Origin of the sequence: Flavobacterium sp. GSP27, assembly GCF_003970395.1 — a bacterium.
Taxonomy (GTDB): domain Bacteria; phylum Bacteroidota; class Bacteroidia; order Flavobacteriales; family Flavobacteriaceae; genus Flavobacterium.
Map to the genome: position 1 here is coordinate 205,693 of NZ_RYDP01000004.1, position 18,325 is coordinate 224,017.

Below are 18,325 nucleotides of genomic sequence, written 5' to 3' on the forward strand. Positions count from 1 at the left end.
AGATTTCAGTGTTTTTTGGGACTAACACTAAGCAACTCGTCTTTTTTGAAAAAAATTGTGATGATTTTACAAATGTTATTTACAGGTTAGCCACACTATCCAGTTCAAATTTCAAGGGCGTTATTTGTGTCAAAAACCGACTTTTATTAGCGCCATTCATCGGTTCACCACTAGGCAATTTAAGTCTTAATGCATCTACTTGTCTTCCGTTTTTCCAAAATCGATAACAAACATGTGGCCCTGTTGCCAAACCTGTGCTTCCTACTAAACCGATAACCTGTCCCTGACTGACCCGTTGTCCGCGTCTCACGAGTATTTTTGACATGTGCAAATATTGTGTTGAGTAGGTTCCGTTATGTTTAACTTTTACAAAATTCCCGTTTCCGGCAGTAAAACCACTTTGCTCCACAACGCCGCTTGCCGTAGTGGTTATAGGTGTGCCATGAGGCGCCGCATAATCCGTTCCTTTATGTGCTTTCCATCTGTGCTGAACCGGATGAAATCTACTGTTTGAAAATCTTGACGAAATTCTACTGAATTTTATTGGAGACTTAAGAAAGAAATTTTTTAGTGTTTTCCCTTCTTCATTATAATATTGAATTTTATCTGAATTGGGGTTCTGCGCAAAGGGAAAGGCATAAATAATTTTTCCTCCGTATTCAAAAAAAGAAGCTTCCAGTTCTTCGACTCCATCATAAACGGAATCATTTATAAAGCGCTCTGTAAACGTTATCGCAAAACGATCTCCTTTTTTGAGTTTCATGAAATCAATTGAATAGGCGTAAATTTTAGCTATTTTATTCGCTAGAGCCCCTTCAATCTTAGCATTGTCTAAAGTTTCCGACAATGATTCTTTCAAAACTCCACCAATGGTGCGTCGCCTAATTGTAATTGGTTTGGTTTTTTTATAAACAACTACCGCTGTGTCCCGCATATCAATCACGTAATAACTCAGCGCATCGGGTTGATAAATAAAAGCCTGTAAATTATGTTTTTTATCCTTGGACCTCAACAACGTAAAAGGCCTGTTGATTCTAATACTTCTTACATCAAACGAATCTCTCACTTTAGCAATAATATCATATACTTTTCGTTCCCCAATATTCTGATTTTGAATAATAGTTCCAAAAGTATCTCCCCTTTCGATAGTATCATTAACGATATTAAAATCAGCAAGAACAAACCCAAACTCACTCTTTTTAGGAACAAGTTTCACTACTTTTTCCGGCACAACTTCCTTCATTTTATTACATGATACTAAAGAAAAAAGTGCTATTATAATTATAAATATTTGTTTCAAATCTTGTTTTTTTTTATTCAATCTACATTTCTACTCCCCAATTTTCTAATTCGTGGCTACTCCATAATTCCGGGAAGAAAATTCTTCTTTGATATTTTGGATGCATGTATTTTTTCCAGTCACTCCCGCCAGTAGCTTCTCCGTCGCCTTTTCCACTTTGATCAATATATTTTTTTGCTGTATTAAGGTGTTGCATTACCCAAGTAATATTTACCGTATGGTCATAATGACGCATGGCTTGAATTAGTTCTGGATTTTTTTGATCTGATTCCGGTAATTGTTTGAATTTTTGCCAAATATTAATGGTGTTGTATTCCTCCATGTGGGCTAAGAATTCCTTCTTATATTTTTTTTCAAACTCCTCCAGTAAAAATGATTTTTTACCGCTGTGATACTCTTTTCCGGCTGCTTGCCAATACAAATGTTCCAGTGCAAACTCATACGTTGTATTCCGGTCAATGGTATCTCTATAACGGTAATCAATCAGATTTATTAGGTCTGTTGATGAAAATTCTATCAAGCGGTATTGCGCACTTTGAAAGCCGCTGGCCGGAGTTAGTGTATTTCTAAATTTCATGTATTGCTCCACTTCCATTCCATTTCCCATAATATCAAAAGAGGTGGTTAACATGTCAAAATAACGGCTGATTCGCATTAATCGTTCCGTGAAAAACACTGTATTAATGCTTTCACAATAGGAAATTTGCCGCATCTCCCAGAGAATCATTTTAAATATCAATTCATTAACCTGGTGATACATGATAAAAACCATTTCGTCCGGAAGCGTCGTTCTCTGAATTTGAAGATTCAACAGGGCATCTGTCTGAATATAATCCCAATAGGTGATTGGCTTAGACCACAATAATCCTTCGAGCTGTGTTTCTGTTTTTTGATTTATCGCTTCATATTTAAGCTCAATTTCTTTTAAAATAGCTTCTGAATTGTCTTTAGTACTCATTATTTTTTTGTTTTAAAAGGATTTTTCAATCCTCTGTATCCCTCAATATCTGCCTTGATTGACCCTACTGCCAGACTGGCTTTTATCCTCAGCGGTACTTTATTGTCATCGTCCGAAATCCAGACAGTAAGACTTTCTTTCTCTTTGAAAACGCGTCCTGATTGTACCAAAGGTCTAAAAATCATAGCTGAAACAACGCCAAATTTAGTGGTAATATTTTCTCGTCCAATAAACTTTAGCTTGAATTTAGTAGTTTCATCATCAAAAAACATATCGATTGCCACTGATTCTCCAATTTTTAATTTATCGATACTAGGATAGTTTCTTAAATAATAAAAGGCCGATAGAATATCCTGAGTGTTTTTTGGAATGTAAAGTGTTTTTTCGGTTTTATGTTTATAATCTTTTACAACAACTCTGTTTGTAGATTGGTCAAAAAACCCTTCTTGATTTTTAGTATAGCCGCCTTCATCAATTTTTCGAACAAACTGGTACGGATTTCCTGTTTCCTTATCAATGTAGCTTTCGTATAAATCATCTACTTTAAAGAAAAAACGAGACATCCCCGTGGTGTATCCTTTACCAACAACATGAAACGTTTTTTTGTTGTTCAAAATGGCCTCTTTTACTTCCAGCGTGGCATAACCGGCATTGACTATTCCATAGTGTATCCTGAATTTGAACCACTCACCCACTCCGTAAGCATCTTCCTGAGGAGAATCAAAGCTTACTGTTATAATCAACACAAAGAATAAGAATAGTTTTTTCATCACTTAATTTGTCTGTTTATTGACTCTATTAGCAAATTTTGTTCCAAATATATCAAATAGCAAATTTTGTTCCAAATATATCAAAACAAAAAAACTCAGTCAAATAATGACTGAGTTTTTATGCTATTAACTAACCAAAAAACTATAAACTATGAAATTTATATGAAATCAGGAAGGAAACCACCCCTTCCCTTTTTGCGAGTGCAAAGGTAGTTAACAAATCCACTTTTTTTTGTTAAAAAAAAAGTTTAACACAACATTTACAAAAAAACATGTTGTTTATTAGTTATTTTTTCACAATATGTAAAAATAATGCTTTTTTACAACGTTCCTCGCAATTCCTGTTCTCGCTCAATTGATTCAAATAGCGCTTTAAAGTTCCCCGCTCCAAAACCTTTGGCTCCCATTCTTTGTATAATTTCAAAAAACAAGGTTGGCCTGTCTTGCACCGGTTTTGTGAAAATTTGCAACAAATATCCTTCTTCATCGGCATCTACCATGATGGCTAGTTTCTCGATTTCGTTTAAATCTTCTTTCATCATTTTCATGTGATCTCCCAATCGCTCCGGAATGGCTTCATAATAGGTATGTGGAGGAGCAGACAAAAATTCAATTCCTCTTGCTTTGAGTTGCGATACTGTTTTGATAATATCGTCCGTTGCTATAGCGATATGTTGAATTCCAGGACCACCATAAAAATCCAGGTATTCCTCAATTTGCGATTTCTTCTTTCCTTCGGCAGGTTCGTTGATTGGAAATTTGATTCTTCCATTTCCGTTTGACATTACTTTACTCATCAATGCTGAATATTCCGTATTGATTTGTTTGTCATCAAAAGAAAGGAAATTTACAAATCCCATCACGTCTTCATAAAACTTAACCCAAGTATTCATTTCGTTCCAACCCACATTTCCTACCATGTGGTCAATGTATTTTAATCCTGTTGGTTCCGGATTATACTCGGATTTCCATTCCTTATAACCAGGCAGAAAAACACCATTATAGTTTTTGCGCTCTACAAAAATATGTACCGTTTCTCCGTAAGTGTAAATTCCGGAACGTACTACTTCTCCAAATTCGTCTTTCTCTACCGTAGGCTCCATAAAAGAGCGCGCACCACGTTTCATGGTTTCTTCGTACGCACTGGTGGCATCTTCTACCCATAGCGCTGCAACTTTCACGCCGTCTCCATGTTTTCTTAAATGTTCGTGTATTGGAGAATCTTGTGTTAATGGCGTAGTTAATACAATGCGGATTTTATCTTGTTTTAACACATACGACGTTCTGTCTCGCACTCCGGTTTCTAATCCTGCATACGCCAAAGACTGATACCCAAAAGCCGTTTTATAATAATGTGCGGATTGTTTTGCATTTCCTACGTAGAATTCTACATAATCGGTTCCTAATAACGGAAGGAAATCTTGTGCTCCTTCAAATATTTTTTCGAGTCCGTATTCTACTGATTTTACTTCTTTGCTCATTGTGATTTATTTTTTGATTCGGCATCTCTAGTTTTGGAACGCGGTTGACGCGGATAAAACAGATGTACACGGATGTATTAATTTAAAATTATGTTGTTGTTTACTCTAAAGCCCTAGCCCTGATGGTCGAATTGCTCTCGCAATTACCTTTTTCTGGCTTCTTTAGCCAGGAAAAGATAAAGCGTACAGCAGGAAATAGCTTCTAATTACTCGACCCAAGATTTGTAATATTGACCGTCGTCCAATCCCATCGCTTCTTCGGTGACCATTAAGGGACGAAAGGTATCAACCATAACCGCTAATTCGTGGGTTTCTGTATGACCAATGCTGCGTTCCATAGCACCTGGCGCCGGTCCGTGAGGAATCCCTTTTGGATGTAGTGTAATGTGACCTTGCTCTATATTGTTGCGACTCATGAAATCCCCATCTACATAATACAAAACCTCATCACTATCTATATTACTGTGATTGTAAGGCGCAGGAATGGATTTCGGATGGTAATCGTACAATCGCGGACAGAACGAACAAACAACAAAAGTTGAAGTTTCAAAAGTCTGATGCACTGGTGGTGGCTGGTGTACCCGACCTGTTATAGGTTCGAAATTATGAATACTAAATCCGTATGGAAAATTATAACCGTCCCAACCTACTACATCAAAGGGATGTGTGGCATAAACGAATTCATGCATCATTCCTTCTTTCTTGATTTTTATTAGAAAATCACCTTTTTCATCGTGCGTTTCTAATTCTGTTGGCAAAATAAAGTCGCGCTCGCAAAATGGAGAATGTTCTAGATGTTGACCTGATTCATTTTTATAGCGTTTTGGCGTGTAAAAAGGAGCAAATGATTCGACGTAAAACAATCTATTTTCCGAAGTTTCAAAATCAATTTGGTAAATCATTCCACGTGGAATAATCAAGTAATCTCCATATTCGAAAGAAATATTTCCCATCATGGTGCGCAATTTTCCTTTCCCTTTATGAATGAAAATCATTTCATCGGCATCGGCATTTTTATAGAAATAACTGCGTAATGATTGTCTGGGTGCGGCTAATCCTATGATACAATCTTTATTGATCAACATGGCTTTACGACTGTCCAGAAAATCGTCCTCCGGCTTTAACTCAAAACCTTTTAAAAGTAATGATTTGATGTTTTTTCCAATGGCAATTTTTGGTTCTACTGAATAGGATTTTAAAATTTCCTTTACCTGTGTTGGTCTGTGAACGTGATATAGTAATGAGGAATGGCCATGAAAACCTTCCGTTCCAAAAAGCTGTTCGTAATACAAACCACCTGTAGGCTTTTCAAATTGAGTATGTCTTTTTTGGGGAAATTTTCCCAATTTATGGTATAAAGGCATGATTTTTTTGCTTAAAAGTTAAAGTTTAAAAGTTTATCGTTTTATCGAAATAAACTTATTTAATTAAATCAAAAAAAATACAATCTATTCCGGATTCCTCTTAATGAGGAATTGCAGATATCCTAACAAACCGTTCCAAATTGTTTTCATAATAACAAATATCGGAATTAAAATTCAAATAAATTACAATTAAAACATAAACCCGATGCTAAACCATGTAAATCCTTTAGGCTGTTCCGGGGACCAGGAATATTTTATTTCTATAGGTCCAATGACTGTTTCTAAACCATATCCTACGGCATAGCCAGAATATTTTGGAATCGAAACCCAATCCACGGTCTCAAAAATCCGATCTCCAATATTAGCAAAATTTGCCGAAAAATTGATGTGGTTTTTTTTATAAAACTCATAATCTATCGTTCCTGTTGATTTTATATAACTATTAGCGGCCACACTTAAATAATCGTATCCATATAAATATTTGAAATTATTAAGCGGATTATATCCATATCCTCCTAAAATAAAATTAAAAAAAGCAACGCTTTCCTGACCAAAAGAAAACCCGGCATCGGTTTGGAATTTTACTGTAGCGTTCTTAAATAAAGTTGCGGCTACACCAAAATCTGCTTTAGCAATAGAAAACGGTTGAAAATCGCCCGTGTAATTGGACGAAAGCAAATAGGTTTGAATATCACCAGTAAAATACCATCCTTTTTTAGGAAAATATTTATTATCAAAAGAATCAAATTTCATGTAGCCAAAAAGACTGAAGTAATTACTGTTGTCAATTATTGGATCTACATTGGCGAGTGTTTCTGATTTTATTTTTAAATATTTGAGCTCGACTCCGCCTCCTATCAGAAATTTTTGAACAAATAAAGACTGGAAATACGCTTGATTTGTCAAGTCCGTAAAATCTACATTAATCGAATTTATATCCGGATTATTAAACGTTGTACTGCTTATTTCTTTGGCTACATTCCTGTTAAATTGGTTGTAATAAGATTTAAAACCAAAACTCAAATTAAATCTATTTTCGATATAATAATCTAAATTGTATCTAATATTATCTCCTAAAACAATATCCAGAGAGGCTATATCATTTTTAAAAAGTGTTTTTTTACGGGTCAAATTTACCAAAACGCCACTTTTGAATAAATTATCATAATGCAGGCCAAATTTTAAGTAGGTTTTTGTTGAATTCTCTTCTAAATTTATGTTCAGGTCTACACCCCCTTTATTAGGTTCCAATGAATATGAGATAGAGCTAAAATTTTTGGTTGCATTGATATTATTAATGCCTTTTAATAAATCATCATAGCTCGTTTTTACTCCGGGCTTAAATCTTAGCTTGCCTATGACATACTCTTTCGTGTAATTCTTTAATTCATTGCTGTTTATTGCTCTTATTTGAAGGCTGTCTGACAGTAGTTTTAACCTGGGCTTCGTGTAGGGATTGGACGCATCAACAAGTTGTTTGAGTTGCTCATAAATCCCAAATGTTGCCTCTTCCCCTTTTCTTATTATTTCCTTTCCCTTGTCAAATGAGATCACACCATATTGTGTAACGTCTGGTCTAATATAAATATCAGTATCCGTTACATTTTTTTTCATTCGCTCTATAGATTGAAGATTGGTGATTTGAACTAAAATTTTAGTAGCATCCTTGAGTTCTGTTCGGTCTAATAAATCATTTTGAACATCAACTCCTATAATGATATCCGCACCTAATTTTCGCACCTCTTCAATGGGATAATTATTAACAACGCCGCCATCTACCAGGATTTTTCCATCAATTTCCACCGGAGAAAATAAGGAGGGAAATGCGGAACTGGCAATCATGGCTTGTGCCAGATTCCCTTTGTTCAATAAGACTTGCTCTCCCGTTTCAATATTAGTTCCAATACATAAAAAAGGAATTGGAAGCTGGTTAAAATCCTTAATGTGTCTTACGTTTCTGGTAATTCTGCTCAATAAATTATAATTGTAGATCCCTTTAGACAAGGCTTCTGGAATTCCTATTTTGAATTTGTCAAACGGTAAAACCAAAGCATACAATTCGTCGTTTCTTTTTTCATAAAAATTCTTGGAAGACCTGGGGATAAAATCATTTATTAATTCATTGAAATCGGTCGCTTGAAAAATAGAATCGATCTGGTTTGCATTGTAACCTGAAGCATACAACCCTCCAATAACTGCACCCATACTGGTTCCGCCTATGTAATCAATCTTGACACCCGCTTCTTCTAACACCTTAAGGACTCCTATATGAGCAAATCCTTTTGCACCACCACCGCTTAAAACCAATCCTACTTTGGGTCTTTTTTGCTCCTGCGAAAACACCATCAAACTAGTAAAAACAAGAAATATTAGTGCAATTTTCTTCATAAGCAGCAATTTGGCAGTACTAAAACTGGACGCGATTGGGTATTATTTGTCCAAGTTTAGATACTCTAGATTAATCATTGATTTGTTGCCTTGTAAAATTCGGTAATTTTTTTGGCTTTAGACACACCTATAACGTCCGAAATTTCTTTTTCTGTTGCTAATTTCAATCTTTTAACACTTTTGAAGTGTTGGATCAAGGTCAGCATCGTTTTTTCGCCAATACCGGGAATGGATTCTATCGAAGAATTCAGTGCTGCTTTACTCCTTTTATCCCGGTGATGCGTTATCCCAAAACGGTGCGCTTCGTTGCGTAATTGCTGGATTACTTTAAGGGTTTCTGATTTTTTATCTAAATATAACGGAATAGAATCACCCGGATAAAAAAGTTCTTCGAGCCTTTTGGCAATGCCAATTATGGCTATTTTTCCGCGAAGACCCAATTCGTCAAGACTCTTCAGCGCTGATGACAATTGCCCTTTTCCACCGTCAATAATTATTAAATTCGGTAACGGTTCCTTTTCGTCCAGCAATCGTTTGTACCTTCTATAAACCACTTCGGTCATTGAAGCAAAATCATCCGGTCCTTCGACTGTTTTTATATTAAAATGGCGGTAGTCTTTTTTGCTGGGTTTTCCATCTTTAAAAACCACACAAGCCGCTACAGGATTTGTCCCTTGAATATTCGAGTTGTCAAAACATTCAATATGTCTTGGCTCTACAGGCAATCGCAAATCTTTTTGCATTTGTGCCATAATCCTTTTTGTATGACGGTCTGGATCTACAATTTGCAGTTGTTTGAGTTGTTCAATTCGGTAAAACTTAGCGTTGCGAATGGATAAATCCAAAATTTGCTTTTTGTCTCCCAATTGAGGAACAGTTACTTTTATATTCTCCCCTAAATCAACGGGAAACGGTACGATTATTTCACGCGACAGCAATTGAAAACGTTCCCGCAGTTCAATAATTGCTAATTCCAGTAATTCTTCATCGGTTTCGTCAAGTTTCTTTTTGATTTCCATCGTGTGTGAACGAATAATCGAACCGTGCGAAATTTGTAGAAAATTTACGTACGCCGCACTTTCATCCGATACAATCGAAAAGACATCAATATTCGTAATTTTTGGATTTACAATCGTGGAACGCGACTGGTAATTCTCCAACACTTCGATTTTCTCTTTTATTTTTTGTGCTTCTTCAAAATGCATGTCGGCGGCCAGATTGGTCATCACCCGCTTGAAATCCTTCATGCTTTCCTTGAAATTCCCTTTCAGGATTTCGCGAATCGCATCCACTTGCTTTTGATAATTTTCTAAAGTTTCTAATCCTTCGCAAGGCCCCATACAATTACCAATATGATACTCAAGACACACCTTGAATTTTCCACTTTCGATATTGCTTTTACTCAAATCATAATTGCAAGTTCTAAGCGGATACAACTCTTTGATCAGTTCTAAAATAGTACTTACGGTCTTGAAACTAGTATACGGCCCAAAATATTCCGACCCGTCTTTGACCATTCTCCGAGTCGCAAATATGCGCGAAAAAGGTTCTTTCTTGATGCACAACCACGGATAACTTTTATCATCCCGCAATAACACATTGTAGCGCGGCTGCAAGGTTTTTATTAGGTTATTTTCTAGTAAAAGGGCATCGGTTTCCGTAGGAACCACAATGTGTCTTATAGTCACGATCTTCTTAACGAGCACATTGGTTTTGGCCGTGTCATGAATTTTATTGAAATACGAAGAAACTCTTTTTTTTAAATTTTTGGCTTTGCCTACATACAAAATTTTCCCTTCCTTGTCGTAATATTGGTATACGCCTGGATTATCAGGTAAGGTTTGGATTTGGAGTTCAAGTGAAGGAAGTAGCATTTTAGATTGATTCTTTTTAATTTAATTTTGCACTTCAAAAATACAAATAACATTTTTCAAAAGCGAAAAATGACGCACTTCTTATTTCTTCCCGAATAATTTTCTAAATTTAGCCTTTAAACTTTCTATGAATCTACGAGAACCTAAAAACATAACGATCTTAAAAGAGCCCATCTTACCGGGAGACAGCAAAACCATCAATATGGAAATTGCAAAACTCCATACCATGACCAAACTGAAAATTCCAATAATTGTGGAACGGTCAAAAATAAACGGGCCTACCGTATTATTCACCGCGGGGCTTCATGGAGATGAAATTAACGGGATCGAAATTGTACGCCAGCTGATTGTACAAAAAATCAATAAACCAAAAACAGGAACCATTATCTGTATTCCCGTGATTAATGTCTTTGGATTTGTGAATCAATCCCGAGAATTTCCAGACAAACGGGACTTAAACCGGGTATTCCCCGGCAGTAAAACAGGCTCACTTGCAAGCCGGTTTGCGTATAATTTACTTAAAGAAATTATTCCACATGTAGATTATGTAATTGATTTTCATTCCGGTGGCGCCAGTCGCTTCAATGCCCCACAAATTCGTATTGTTCCTAATAATCCAGAACTAAAAGCCTTGTCGGATATTTTCAACACCTCTTTTACGATGTATTCAAAAAACATTCCGGGAACTTTTAGAAATTCATGTAACAAGTTGGGGGTAAAAATGTTGCTGTTTGAAGGCGGAAAATCCATTGACATAAATGAAGCGGTCACACAGGAAGGAGTTGAAGGTTCTAAACGAATATTGCATCATCTGGCTATGTTAAATGCAAAGAAAAAAACCATCATTCCTGAAAAAGAAACGATTTATATAGAAAAATCCGTCTGGGTCAGAGCCAAATACTCCGGGATGTTTCACGGTTATACTAAAATTGGCAATTACGTAACCAAAGGACAACTCTTAGGCTCTATTTCTGATCCCTACGGAAAGGTTGAACACAAAGTAAAAGCACCCAATTCAGGTTATATTTTTAATGTAAATGATGCGCCCATCGTATACCAGGGTGATGCCATCTACCATCTTTCTCTTTAAATACGAGTATACAATCCATACTTTTGCATCCGGTTCAAAATAATAAAACATGAATAAAACAGCCTTACGGAAAAAATACAAAGCCTTACGGAACTTCCTTTCCGAAAATGAAATCGAGGAAAAGAGTTTGGCTGTAGCCAATAAAACACTCACACTTCCTCTTTGGGAGAAAACCTATTTTCATATTTTCCTTCCCATAACAGAACAAAAGGAAGTCAATACAGAATTTATTCTTCACATATTATCCGGAAAAGACAAAGAGATTATTGTTTCCAAAGCTGATTTTGCCACCCGAAAGATGACGCATTTTCTTTTGACTGATAATACCCGAATCAAAAAAAATGAATATAACATTCCCGAACCGGTAGATGGTATTGAAGTTCCTTCTACTAAAATCGATGTGATTTTTGTTCCGCTTTTGGCTTTCGACAAAAAAGGACATCGGGTGGGTTACGGCAAAGGATTTTATGACAAATTTTTATCAGAGTGCAAACCGGATGCAATCAAAATTGGACTTTCTTTCTTCGAACCCGAAGAATTGATTACCGATATTTTTGAAGGCGATATACAACTGGATTACTGTGTGACTCCGAATCAAGTTTATAAATTTTAATCCGTACTTTTGTAACTGATACAATCCACTTAACTTATGAGAACATTCAAAAATTCAAGATTTGCCGTAAGCGTTATGGTTATTCTATTTGCAGTTTCCTTTTCAAGCTGCAGTATTCACACTGGAACCAGCAGATCATCCTATAAAGCTAAAAAACTACCTCCAGGTCAAGCAAAAAAAATATATGGAGGGAAAAGCGCTAAACAATATGCCCCCGGACACAATAAAAATTAATACAAACAAAAAAGACTTGCTCAAATCAGGAACAGGTCTTTTTGTATGTTATAAAAAACGTCGAATCTATTCGTGATGAAAAGCTTTTTTGTTGAAAAAAATCAAGATTCCAACTCCTGTCGAAATAGCCATATCAGCAATATTGAAAATTGCATTGAAAAAAGTAAATTCTTTTCCACCCCAAATTGGCAACCAACTAGGTAAATTTCCGTGCCAAAAAGGAAAATAAAACATATCTACCACTTTTCCGTGAAACCAGGTTCCATACGGTTGATCCGAGAATAAAGTAGCCACTTCTTGCTGACTATCATCAAAAATAATTCCGTAAAAAACAGAATCGATGATGTTCCCAAAAGCACCTGCCAAAATCAATGAGATGGCAACAATTAGATAGTTAGAACTATTTTTTCTTTCTATAGAATCCCATAGCCAGTACCCAATTCCGCCTACAGCAACCAATCTAAAAAGGGTTAAAAATAATTTTCCGTAAACCCCCGGAATTACTGTTCCCCATGCCATTCCCTCATTTTCAATGAAAAGGATTTTGAACCATTTGAATACTTCGACTTCTTCCCCTAAGATAAAATTAGTTTTGATGTAGATTTTAGTGACTTGATCAACAAGCAGTAAAATAAAAATAAGGAGATAGGCTTTTCGTAATGACATTTTATAAATTTTAATGGCGCAAAAATAGCAATTTAATCAAAAAAAACGCTCCCAATGGAGCGTTAAATATTGTTTAACTAGTAGTTTATCGTTGCAGGTTCTTTGCTTCAATACTCATTGTAGCGTGAGGGACAATTTTCAATCTTTCTTTCCCGATTAATTTACCGAAGACTTTACACACTCCGTACGTTTTATTTTCGACACGGAAAAGGGCATTTTTCAAATCCCGAATAAACTTTTCCTGACGAATTGCCAGTTGAGAGTTTGCTTCTTTAGACATCGTTTCGCTTCCTTCTTCAAAGGCTTTAAAAGTTGGCGAAGTATCGTCAGTTCCGTTATTTAAATCATTCATGTACGCACTTTTTATCAGATCTAAATCAGCCTGTGCTTTTTTAATTTTCCCAAGGATTATCTCTTTGAATTCTGCTAAATCAGTATCAGAATATCTTGTGATTTCATCTGTCATCTTATATTATTTTGAAATTAATATCATTGTTTTTATTTCATCAAATGTTATTTCCGTACCGTTTGTTATTTCATCTACAAATACCAATTCACTGGTCAGTGTTTCTGATTTTATATAGGCTTCATTTTCTAAAATTGCCTGCTCTAAAAGTCCGTTTCTCTTCAGTTGCACTTTAATTTTATCCGTAACTTCAAATCCGGAATCTTTACGAATATTCTGAATTCTGTTTACTAATTCTCTGGCAATTCCCTCTTGTTTTAATGCTGGTGAAATTGTAATGTCCAGCGCAACCGTTATTCCGTTAGCGTTTGCTACCAACCAGCCTTCAATATCCTGTGAGGTAATTTCGACATCTTCTTGTGTTAAAATTACGGTATTTCCTGCAATAACAATACTTAGGCTTCCATCCTTATCCAATTGACTGATCTGTGCCGCAGAAAACCCTTGTATTTCCCTAGAAATCAACCCCATATCCTTTCCAAAACGGGGTCCAAGTGCCTTAAAATTAGGCTTGATTTGTTTCACCAAAACACCGGAAGCATCATCCAAAAGTACGATTTCCTTCACGTTTACCTCTGCTTTTATCAGGTCAGAAACAGCTTCAATTTCGGCTCTTTGATTGTCGTCAAGCACCGGAATCATTACCTTTTGCAACGGCTGACGCACCTTGATCATTTCCTTTTTTCGGAGTGATAAAACCAATGATGAAATGGTTTGTGCTTTCTGCATTTTGCTCTCCAACATTTTATTAACATAGTTTTCAACCGAAATTGCAAACTCGGCCAAATGTACGCTGTCATATTTTTCCGACTGTGTTGCTACAGTTAAGTCTCTGTAAAGTTTGTCCATAAAAAACGGAGCGATTGGCGCACCAAGTTTACTTATGGTTAACAAACACGTATATAAAGTTTGATATGCCGCGATTTTGTCCTGTGCGTATTCCCCTTTCCAGAAGCGTCTTCTGCACAAACGAACGTACCAGTTACTCAAATTTTCCTGAACAAATTCAGAGATTGCGCGAGCCGCTTTAGTTGGCTCATAATCTGCATAATAGGTATCTACATCTTTTATCAAGGTATTCAATTCAGAGATAATCCATTGGTCAATTTCCGGTCTTTCGTTTAATGGAATCTCTGCTTCTTCATATTTGAAACCATCAATATTGGCATACAAACTAAAGAACGAATACGTGTTGTATAATGTCCCAAAGAATTTTCTACGTACCTCAGCGATTCCTTCTAAATCAAATTTCAAATTGTCCCAAGGATTTGCATTCGAAATCATGTACCAACGCGTCGCATCTGGACCGTATTCTTTTAATGTTTCAAATGGATCTGCGGCATTGCCCAAACGTTTAGACATTTTTTGTCCGTTTTTGTCTAAAACCAATCCGTTAGAAACTACATTTTTATAGGCAACTTTATCAAAAACTAATGTCCCAATGGCATGTAAAGTATAAAACCAACCACGCGTTTGATCCACTCCTTCAGCAATGAAATCAGCAGGAAAATCCTTATTTGCGTCTATTTTATCTTTGTTTTCAAAAGGGTAATGCCATTGCGCATAAGGCATGGAACCAGAATCGAACCAAACATCAATCAAATCAGCTTCACGTGTCATTGCCTTTCCAGAAGCAGAAACCAAGGTGATTTCGTCGACTACATTTTTATGCAAATCAACTAAATCGTAATTGGATTCAGCCATATTTCCAATTTCAAAACCTTTAAAAGGATTTTCTTTTTGAAAACCTGCAGCGATAGATTTTTCAATTTCGTTGTATAATTCTTCAACAGAACCAATTAAGATTTCCTCTTGTTTATCTTCAGTTCTCCAAATTGGCAATGGAATTCCCCAGAATCTGGATCGCGATAAATTCCAGTCATTGGCATTTTTTATCCAGTTTCCAAAACGTCCTTCTCCAGTCGATTTTGGCTTCCAGTTAATCGTTTCGTTCAGTTCGAACATTCTGTCTCTAACCTCCGTGATTTTTATGAACCAGGAATCCAATGGATAATATAAAATCGGCTTATCGGTTCTCCAGCAATGCGGATAACTGTGGACATATTTCTCTACTTTGAAGGCTTTGTTTTCTTCTTTTAATCGAATGGCAATTTCAACATCTACGGAACGCTCTGGCGCCTCGCCATCGTTATAATACTCATTTTTCACATATTTACCAGCATATTCGCCCACATGTGAGGTGAATTTTCCTTGTAAATCTACTAATGGAACCGGAGTTCCATTTTCATCCAGCACCAACATCGGCGGGATTTCTGGCGTAGCTTCTTTTGCTACTCTTGCATCATCAGCACCAAAAGTAGGTGAGGTATGTACAATTCCTGTTCCATCTTCGGTAGTTACAAAATCTCCTGAAATTACTCTAAAAGCATTTTCAGCATTTTGATACGGAAGCACCAATGGCATTAGTTGTTCGTACCGAATATCAACTAAATCAGCTCCTTTGCATTCTGCTAAAACCTGAAACGGAATTTTCTTGTCGCCTTCTTTGAAATTTTCAAAATCAGCAGGTTCTGTACTTTCAAAGAACCCTTTCCCGAATTGTTTTGCAACTAATTTTTTAGCCAAAATCAATGTTGCCGGACGAAATGTATATTGATTGAATGTTTTTACTAAAGCATATTCAATTTTTAGACCTACAGTCAAAGCGGTATTACTTGGCAATGTCCAAGGCGTTGTCGTCCAAGCGAGGAAATAAAAATCCCCAGCCCAGCCCTCCCCTTTGGGGAGGGAGTCGAGTCCGAAAGCCTTTGATACCGAATTTTCAGTTTCAGCTCCCTCTCCTTTGGAGAGGGTTGGGGAGAGGACTTTAAATTGTGCCACAACAGTCGTATCCGTTACATCACGATAACTTCCTGGTTGGTTGACTTCATGAGATGACAATCCTGTCCCTGCTTTTGGGGAATAAGGCTGAATGGTGTAGCCTTTGTACATCAAGTCCTTGTTGTAGATTTGTTTCAAAATCCACCAAACCGTTTCCATATATTTGGATTTATAGGTCACATACGGATCTTCCATATCAACCCAATAGCCCATTTTTTCGGTCAAATCGTTCCATACGTCTGTATAACGCATTACGGTTTTTTTGCACGCTTCGTTGTATTCTTCGATGGAAATGGTTTTTCCAATATCTTCTTTGGTGATTCCCAATTCTTTTTCGGTTCCTAATTCCACCGGCAAGCCATGCGTATCCCAGCCGGCTTTACGCTTTACCTGGAACCCTTTTTGAGTTTTATATCTGCAAAAAATATCTTTAATGGCGCGTGCCATTACGTGGTGAATTCCCGGTAATCCATTTGCCGAAGGCGGCCCTTCAAAAAACACGAATGGGGTGTTTCCTTCACGAGTGGTTACACTTTTCTCGAATATGTTTTCCTTCTTCCAAAAATCAAGTACCTCTGACGCTACAGTTGGTAAGTCAAGTCCTTTGTATTCAGTAAATTTTGTGCTCATTTTATCCTTTTCTAAATCGAGGTGCGAAAGTAAGGAATAGTTATGAATTATGAGTTATGAGTTACGAGTTTTTGCGTGAGGGATGGAAGAGGAAATCCTTTTATGAAGTTTACGAAATAAAAGATTGGAACGAACAGCCCGACCCGAAGTTTTTACGTAGGGTCACGCCCGAATTTCTAGGTAAAAACTTCTTTTAAAACATCCAGCGATTTTGGTTTTCTTGAAACTTTTATGGCTTTGCAATTTTCTAAAGTGAATTTGTTTTGAAAGAATTTGTATTAAATACAATTTCTTATCAAATTGAAGTATTTAACCCTTATTTGTCATCATCATCCAGTTCGAAAAAATCATTAACTGATTTTCCAAACAACCTTGATAATTTTAGCGCAAGAACTGTTGATGGCACAAAGCGATTGGTTTCAATTGAATTTATAGTTTGCCTTGAAACTCCTATTTTCTCCGCTAATTCTTCTTGGGTTAAGTTTAAAATGGCGCGTTCAACTTTTAGTCTATTTTTCATTACACACCTTTTTTAAATTACTAAAATTCAACAATATGACAACGAAGAACATTAATAGTTAACTGCTATTTCCTCGTATTTTTTATTGAGTTACGATATTCTAAAAAAAATAGCATGACAAGAATTAGGTATCCTGCTGCTTTTATCCACTTGCTAATATTGTAGTCCGTAAATAATTGTAACGAAATAATAGTTATTGAAATCAAAATCAAAATTAATTTTATATACTTCATATCAATGATTTTAAATAGTTAGCAACCTATGTGTTTTTTAAACTTTTCCTTTTTGTTTTGATTTTGATTCCATAAAGTTAATTAGTTAAAGCTTATTTTCCATAAAGAACAACAAAGTTGATTAAAAGATAAATATACTTTACTTTTTGATGCAAAATTAAATTATGAAGAATTTTTTTGTCCTATGAAAAAACCTCTTTCAAAACGTCCAATGATTTTGGTTTTTTAAAACCATCCAAGTGGAAACTGTAGTAATCGATCAGTATTCTTAAAACGATTTGCCGTTCGATGACATGGAATATTTTTTGATCGGTATCGAATTTCAAATCGATTAGTTTTTTGAACAAATTGCTTTCATGTTCCGTGAGCGAACTGATGGCATTGAAAGGCGTAAAGACACCTTCGTTCATTTCGAAAAAAGGCATGTCCATATCAGAAATATCCGGATAAAAACCCAGATATTTTGTGGTTTCCAATAATAAAATCAAATGAAAATTAGCAATTTCATCGTGATTGTCGAGCCAATGCAAAGCGGTTTCCAGAAAGGTAAACAGATGTTCATTTGCCTCTTCTTCGTGAATGGAATGGTGTAGCATTTCGGAAATAAACATTACAATCGTGCTTTTATAAATATCCGAATGTATCGAATGAAAAGGAGTCCCAATTTTTATTTCCTTGAAATTTTCTAAAGTACCTTTGTTTTTATGAACGGCTTCAATTTCGAGTATCGTCAAAGGTTGAAAATAAGCGATTTTTTGATTTGATTTTCGACTCGAAAAAGCATCCCGAACGAAGTACGATTTCAAGCCATGTGACAGCGTAAAGCATTTCACAATTAAGCTTTTTTCTTGAAATTTTAAAGATGAAAGAACAATGGCTTTGGTTTTTACGAGCACA

General features: G+C 36.0%; 15 protein-coding genes. 3 read left to right on the forward strand and 12 right to left on the reverse strand.

Annotated features, from left to right (window positions below; genetic code table 11):
• Positions 1-79 precede the first annotated feature (79 nt).
• The 7 genes from EKM05_RS05560 to uvrC all read right to left on the reverse strand — a co-directional run bounded on the left by EKM05_RS05560 (position 80) and on the right by uvrC (position 10,135).
• Complete coding sequence (locus tag EKM05_RS05560; RefSeq protein WP_126457630.1) at positions 80-1,300, reverse strand: peptidoglycan DD-metalloendopeptidase family protein; 1,221 nt, start codon at positions 1,298-1,300, stop codon at positions 80-82.
• Positions 1,301-1,322: 22 nt separating this feature from the next.
• Positions 1,323-2,258, reverse strand: a complete 936-nt coding sequence (locus EKM05_RS05565) for a tryptophan 2,3-dioxygenase family protein (RefSeq protein ID WP_126554032.1) — start codon at positions 2,256-2,258, stop codon at positions 1,323-1,325.
• The gene (locus EKM05_RS05570) at positions 2,258-3,028 is read right to left on the reverse strand and encodes a DUF3108 domain-containing protein (protein ID WP_126457632.1); all 771 of its coding nucleotides are present in this window, start codon (positions 3,026-3,028) and stop codon (positions 2,258-2,260) included. The genes EKM05_RS05565 and EKM05_RS05570 overlap by 1 nt, the downstream gene beginning before the upstream one ends.
• Positions 3,029-3,348: 320 nt before the next feature.
• The gene (gene hppD, locus EKM05_RS05575) at positions 3,349-4,509 is read right to left on the reverse strand and encodes a 4-hydroxyphenylpyruvate dioxygenase (RefSeq protein ID WP_126457633.1); all 1,161 of its coding nucleotides are present in this window, start codon (positions 4,507-4,509) and stop codon (positions 3,349-3,351) included.
• Positions 4,510-4,715: 206 nt separating this feature from the next.
• Positions 4,716-5,873, reverse strand: a complete 1,158-nt coding sequence (locus EKM05_RS05580) for a homogentisate 1,2-dioxygenase (protein WP_126554033.1) — start codon at positions 5,871-5,873, stop codon at positions 4,716-4,718.
• Between the two features lie 189 nt (positions 5,874-6,062).
• Positions 6,063-8,261, reverse strand: coding sequence for a patatin-like phospholipase family protein (locus EKM05_RS05585; RefSeq protein ID WP_126554036.1), 2,199 nt, complete (start codon positions 8,259-8,261; stop codon positions 6,063-6,065).
• Positions 8,262-8,335: 74 nt separating this feature from the next.
• Complete coding sequence (gene uvrC / locus EKM05_RS05590) at positions 8,336-10,135, reverse strand: excinuclease ABC subunit UvrC (protein ID WP_126457636.1); 1,800 nt, start codon at positions 10,133-10,135, stop codon at positions 8,336-8,338.
• Between the two features lie 127 nt (positions 10,136-10,262).
• Between uvrC and EKM05_RS05595 the strand changes: the two genes are divergently transcribed.
• The 3 genes from EKM05_RS05595 to EKM05_RS05605 are packed head-to-tail and all read left to right on the forward strand — an operon-like array spanning position 10,263 to position 12,072.
• A complete protein-coding gene (locus EKM05_RS05595) occupies positions 10,263-11,225 on the forward strand; it encodes a succinylglutamate desuccinylase/aspartoacylase family protein (RefSeq protein ID WP_233590880.1) in 963 nt (320 codons plus the stop codon).
• 49 nt (positions 11,226-11,274) lie between these two features.
• Complete coding sequence (locus EKM05_RS05600) at positions 11,275-11,838, forward strand: 5-formyltetrahydrofolate cyclo-ligase (RefSeq protein WP_126554038.1); 564 nt, start codon at positions 11,275-11,277, stop codon at positions 11,836-11,838.
• Between the two features lie 36 nt (positions 11,839-11,874).
• Positions 11,875-12,072, forward strand: coding sequence for a hypothetical protein (locus tag EKM05_RS05605; protein WP_126457638.1), 198 nt, complete (start codon positions 11,875-11,877; stop codon positions 12,070-12,072).
• A gap of 66 nt (positions 12,073-12,138) precedes the next feature.
• Here the strand turns inward: EKM05_RS05605 and EKM05_RS05610 are convergent, their stop codons facing one another.
• From EKM05_RS05610 to recO, 5 genes are all read right to left on the reverse strand, one after another.
• Positions 12,139-12,738 (reverse strand): lipoprotein signal peptidase, encoded by a 600-nt coding sequence (locus EKM05_RS05610; protein ID WP_126457639.1) that lies wholly within the window; start codon positions 12,736-12,738, stop codon positions 12,139-12,141.
• A gap of 85 nt (positions 12,739-12,823) precedes the next feature.
• Complete coding sequence (locus EKM05_RS05615) at positions 12,824-13,204, reverse strand: TraR/DksA family transcriptional regulator (protein WP_126457640.1); 381 nt, start codon at positions 13,202-13,204, stop codon at positions 12,824-12,826.
• A 6-nt stretch (positions 13,205-13,210) separates the two neighbouring features.
• The gene (gene ileS, locus EKM05_RS05620; protein WP_126554042.1) at positions 13,211-16,675 is read right to left on the reverse strand and encodes an isoleucine--tRNA ligase; all 3,465 of its coding nucleotides are present in this window, start codon (positions 16,673-16,675) and stop codon (positions 13,211-13,213) included.
• Between the two features lie 316 nt (positions 16,676-16,991).
• Positions 16,992-17,195, reverse strand: a complete 204-nt coding sequence (locus tag EKM05_RS05625) for a helix-turn-helix transcriptional regulator (protein WP_126457642.1) — start codon at positions 17,193-17,195, stop codon at positions 16,992-16,994.
• Positions 17,196-17,610: 415 nt separating this feature from the next.
• The gene (gene recO / locus EKM05_RS05630) at positions 17,611-18,324 is read right to left on the reverse strand and encodes a DNA repair protein RecO (protein ID WP_126554044.1); all 714 of its coding nucleotides are present in this window, start codon (positions 18,322-18,324) and stop codon (positions 17,611-17,613) included.
• Between the last annotated feature and the right edge of the window lies 1 nt (position 18,325).

Coding starts and splice junctions, on each gene's coding strand:
- EKM05_RS05605 (WP_126457638.1), top strand. CDS start 11,875: ATGAGAACATTCAAAAATTCAAGATTTGCCGTAAGCGTTATGGTTATT.
- EKM05_RS05615 (WP_126457640.1), bottom strand. CDS start 13,204: ATGACAGATGAAATCACAAGATATTCTGATACTGATTTAGCAGAATTC.
- EKM05_RS05585 (WP_126554036.1), bottom strand. CDS start 8,261: ATGAAGAAAATTGCACTAATATTTCTTGTTTTTACTAGTTTGATGGTG.
- EKM05_RS05570 (WP_126457632.1), bottom strand. CDS start 3,028: ATGAAAAAACTATTCTTATTCTTTGTGTTGATTATAACAGTAAGCTTT.
- EKM05_RS05625 (WP_126457642.1), bottom strand. CDS start 17,195: ATGAAAAATAGACTAAAAGTTGAACGCGCCATTTTAAACTTAACCCAA.
- EKM05_RS05565 (WP_126554032.1), bottom strand. CDS start 2,258: ATGAGTACTAAAGACAATTCAGAAGCTATTTTAAAAGAAATTGAGCTT.
- hppD (WP_126457633.1), bottom strand. CDS start 4,509: ATGAGCAAAGAAGTAAAATCAGTAGAATACGGACTCGAAAAAATATTT.
- EKM05_RS05610 (WP_126457639.1), bottom strand. CDS start 12,738: ATGTCATTACGAAAAGCCTATCTCCTTATTTTTATTTTACTGCTTGTT.
- ileS (WP_126554042.1), bottom strand. CDS start 16,675: ATGAGCACAAAATTTACTGAATACAAAGGACTTGACTTACCAACTGTA.
- EKM05_RS05595 (WP_233590880.1), top strand. CDS start 10,263: ATGAATCTACGAGAACCTAAAAACATAACGATCTTAAAAGAGCCCATC.
- EKM05_RS05600 (WP_126554038.1), top strand. CDS start 11,275: ATGAATAAAACAGCCTTACGGAAAAAATACAAAGCCTTACGGAACTTC.
- uvrC (WP_126457636.1), bottom strand. CDS start 10,135: ATGCTACTTCCTTCACTTGAACTCCAAATCCAAACCTTACCTGATAAT.
- EKM05_RS05580 (WP_126554033.1), bottom strand. CDS start 5,873: ATGCCTTTATACCATAAATTGGGAAAATTTCCCCAAAAAAGACATACT.